This is a genomic window from Streptomyces sporangiiformans (genome assembly GCF_005768555.2).
In the GTDB taxonomy this organism is placed as follows: Bacteria; Actinomycetota; Actinomycetes; order Streptomycetales; family Streptomycetaceae; genus Streptomyces; species Streptomyces sporangiiformans.
The window spans coordinates 1-4,223 of the sequence record NZ_VCHX02000253.1 but is presented as its reverse complement, the minus strand read 5'-3'; the positions used below and the strand labels follow the sequence as shown (position 1 = coordinate 4,223).

General features: G+C 72.5%; 2 protein-coding genes. Both read left to right on the top strand.

Annotated features, from left to right (window positions below):
* Positions 1-2,386: [protein-PII] uridylyltransferase (locus FGD71_RS35370; RefSeq protein WP_119104644.1), on the top strand; the 2,386-nt coding region annotated here is incomplete at its 5' end.
* Positions 2,387-2,540: 154 nt separating this feature from the next.
* Entirely contained in the window at positions 2,541-4,094 is a 1,554-nt protein-coding gene (gene ffh, locus FGD71_RS35365) for a signal recognition particle protein (protein WP_119104643.1), read from the top strand.
* The last annotated feature ends 129 nt before the right edge of the window (positions 4,095-4,223 follow it).

Sequence of the window (4,223 nt, the reverse complement as noted above, 5' to 3'; positions counted from 1 at the left end):
GGCGCGGTCCGGGCCGCCGCGCCGTGCGGCCCTGGCGGAACTGACCGACGACTGGCTCTCCGGACTGTTCGACGCCGGAGCGGAGGATCTGCGCGGCGTCTCGCTGGTCGCCGTCGGCGGCTACGGCCGCGGCGAACTCTCCCCCCGCAGCGACCTCGATCTGCTGCTCCTGCACGACGGCAGCGACCCCAAAGGGGTCGCCGCCCTCGCCGACCGCATCTGGTACCCCGTGTGGGACCTCGGCCTCGCCCTCGACCACTCCGTCCGCACGCCGGCCGAGGCGCGCAAGACCGCCGGCGAGGACCTCAAAGTGCAGCTCGGCCTCCTCGACGCCCGCCACCTCGCGGGCGACCTCGGCCTCACCGCCGGACTGCGTACGGCCGTTCTCGCGGACTGGCGCAACCAAGCTCCCAAACGCCTGCCCGACCTGCAGGAGCTGTGCGCCGAACGGGCCGAGCGCCAGGGCGAGCTGCAGTACCTCCTCGAACCGGACCTGAAAGAGGCGCGCGGCGGACTCCGCGACGCCACCGCGCTGCGCGCCGTGGCGGCCTCCTGGCTCGCGGACGCCCCGCGCGAGGGTCTCGCCGACGCGCGCAAGCGGCTGCTGGACGTCCGTGACGCGCTGCACCTGGCCACCGGCCGCGCCACCGACCGGCTGTCGCTCCAGGAACAGGACCAGGTCGCCGCGGAACTCGGCCTGCTGGACGCCGACACCCTGCTGCGGGAGGTGTACGAGGCCGCTCGCGTGATCTCGTACGCCAGCGACGTCACCTGGCGCGAGGTGGGGCGCGTGCTCAGGTCGCGCGCCGTACGCCCGCGCCTGCGCGCCATGCTCGGCGGCGGCAAGCCCGTCCCGGAGCGGTCTCCGCTGGCCGAGGGGGTCGTCGAGCAGGACGGCGAGGTCGTCCTCGCACGCGCCGCGCGCCCCGAGCGCGACCCCGTGCTGCCGCTGCGCGCCGCCGCCGCGGCCGCCGAGTCCGGCCTGCCGCTGTCGCTGCACGCGGTCCGCCGTATGGCCGCCGGGGCCCGCCCGCTGCCCACGCCCTGGCCCGCCGAGGCCCGCGAACAACTCGTCACCCTGCTCGGCTCCGGCCGCCCGACCGTCGACGTCTGGGAGGCCCTGGAGGCGGAGGGGCTGATCACTCAGCTGCTGCCCGACTGGGAGCGCGTACGCTGCCGCCCGCAGCGCAACGCCGTACACATCTGGACCGTCGACCGGCACCTGATCGAGACGGCGGTACGAGCCTCCGAAATGACCCGGCGCGTCAGCCGCCCCGACCTCCTCCTGGTGGCCGCGCTGCTGCACGACATCGGCAAGGGCTGGCCCGGTGATCACTCCGTCGCCGGCGAGATCATCGCGAAGGACGTGGCCGCCCGCATCGGCTTCGACCGCGCGGACGTCGCGACGCTCGCCACCCTCGTCCGCCATCACCTGCTGCTCGTCGAGATGGCGACCCGGCGCGACCTGGAGGACCCGGCGACCGTTCGCTCGGTCGCCGACGCGGTCGGTTCGCAGGGCACGCTCGAGCTGCTGCACGCGCTCACCGAGGCGGACGCGCTGGCCACCGGGCCCGCCGCCTGGTCCTCCTGGCGCGCGTCACTCGTGGCCGACCTGGTGAAGCGGGTCGCGGCCGTGCTCGCCGGGGAGGCCCCCGAGGAGCCGGAGGCCGCGGCGCCCACCGCTGAGCAGGAACGGCTCGCGATCGAGGCGTTCCGCACAGGCGGTCCCGTCCTCGCGCTGCGGGCCCAGACCGAGCCGCCGACCGAGGAGCCCTCGGGCGAACCGGAGCCCCTCGGGGTGGAGCTGCTCATCGCCGTGCCCGACCAGCCGGGGGTGCTCCCCGCGGTGGCCGGTGTGCTCGCGATGCACCGGCTCACCGTGCGAACGGCGGAGCTGCGGGCGCTGGATCTGCCCGACCCCGTACACGGGGCCGGGGGCTCCGAGGGCTCTGAGGGCTCCGTGCTGCTCCTCGACTGGCGCGTCGCCGCCGAGTACGGGTCGCTGCCGCAGGCCGCCCGGCTCCGCGCGGACCTCGTGCGCGCCCTCGAAGGCTCGCTCGACATCGCCGGACGACTCGCCGAGCGGGACGCCGCCTATCCCAGGAGGCGGGGGATCGTGGCGCCGCCGCCGCGGGTGACCGTGGCCTCCGCAGGCTCCCGGCTCGCCACGGTCATCGAGGTGCGCGCCCATGACGCCCCCGGCCTTCTGCACCGCATAGGGCGGGCACTGGAGCAGGCGAACGTACTGGTGCGGAGCGCGCATGTCTCCACGCTGGGCGCGAACGCGGTGGACGCCTTCTACGTGACGGGGCCCGAAGGGGCGCCGCTGCCGGGCGAGGAAGCGGCTTCGGTGGCCCGCGCCTTGGAGGAGACGCTGCGGGGGTGAGGGGCGCGTGTGTGGCGAGAGCGGAGTACGGTCGCCCTCTCGCCACCGGCTTCTGCCTCCCCGTGGCGAACCGAGCACTTTAAGAACCCGCGCGGGCGGATACCCTGGAGGCGACCCCGTCCGCCTGCTCCCTACTTGAGGATTCGCGACCGCCGTGTTCGACACTCTTTCCGATCGCCTCGCAGCGACATTCAAGAATCTCCGCGGCAAGGGGCGCCTCAGCGAGGCGGACATCGACGCCACGGCGCGTGAAATCCGTATCGCCCTGCTGGAGGCGGATGTCGCGCTGCCCGTTGTGCGGGCCTTCATCAAGCAGGTCAAGGAGCGGGCCCTCGGCGCCGAGGTGTCGCAGGCACTCAACCCCGCCCAGCAGGTCATCAAGATCGTCAACGAGGAGCTCGTCGGCATCCTCGGCGGCGAGACCCGGCGCCTGCGCTTCGCCAAGCAGCCGCCGACCGTGATCATGCTCGCGGGTCTGCAGGGTGCCGGTAAGACGACCCTCGCCGGAAAGCTCGGCAAGTGGCTTCAGGGCCAGGGCCACACGCCGCTGCTGGTCGCCTGTGACCTCCAGCGCCCGAACGCGGTGAACCAGCTGAGCGTGGTCGCCGAGCGCGCGGGCGTCGGCATCTACGCGCCCCAGCCGGGCAACGGCGTCGGTGACCCGATCCAGGTCGCCAAGGACTCCATCGAGCACGCGCGGCAGAAGCAGCACGACGTCGTCATCGTCGACACCGCCGGCCGCCTCGGCATCGACACCGAGATGATGCAGCAGGCCGCGGACATCCGTGACGCGGTCTCGCCCGACGAGGTCCTCTTCGTCGTCGACGCGATGATCGGCCAGGACGCGGTGAACACCGCGGAGGCCTTCCGCGACGGCGTCGGCTTCGACGGCGTGGTCCTGTCGAAGCTCGACGGCGACGCCCGAGGCGGTGCGGCGCTGTCCATCGCGCACGTCACCGGCCGCCAGATCATGTTCGCCTCGAACGGCGAGAAGCTGGACGACTTCGACGCGTTCCACCCGGACCGCATGGCGTCCCGCATCCTCGGCATGGGCGACATGCTCACGCTGATCGAGAAGGCCGAGCAGACCTTCTCGCAGCAAGAGGCCGAGAAGATGGCCTCCAAGCTGGCCTCCAGCAAGGGCAAGGACTTCACGCTCGACGACTTCCTGGCCCAGATGGAGCAGGTCAGGAAGATGGGCTCCATCTCCAAGCTGCTCGGCATGCTCCCCGGCATGGGCCAGATCAAGGACCAGATCAACAACCTCGACGAGCGTGACGTCGACCGCACGGCCGCGATCATCAAGTCGATGACCCCGGGCGAGCGTCAGGAACCGACGATCATCAACGGTTCGCGGCGCGCGCGTATCGCCCGCGGTTCGGGCGTCGACGTCAGCGCCGTCAAGAACCTCGTCGAGCGGTTCTTCGAGGCCCGCAAGATGATGTCCCGCATGGCCCAGGGCGGCGGCATGCCGGGGATGCCCGGAGTACCGGGCATGGGTGGCGGTCCCGGCCGGCAGAAGAAGCAGCCCAAGAAGGCCAAGGGCAAGCAGCGTTCCGGCAACCCGATGAAGCGCAAGCAGCAGGAGCAGGAGGCCGCCGCGCGCCGCGAGGCCGCGGGCCAGGCCGGCGGCGCCTTCGGCCTGCCGGGCGGCCAGCAGCCGCAGGACTTCGAGCTTCCCGACGAGTTCAAGAAGTTCATGGGCTGACAGGGCAACCGGACTGACAGCTCACGCGCCGACACGTCACGCGCTGACAGGTCACCTGGGCTGACGGGTTTCTCATACGCCGCTGGGGGCGCCCTTCTTCGTGAGGGCGCCCCCAGCGGCGTACCGGGT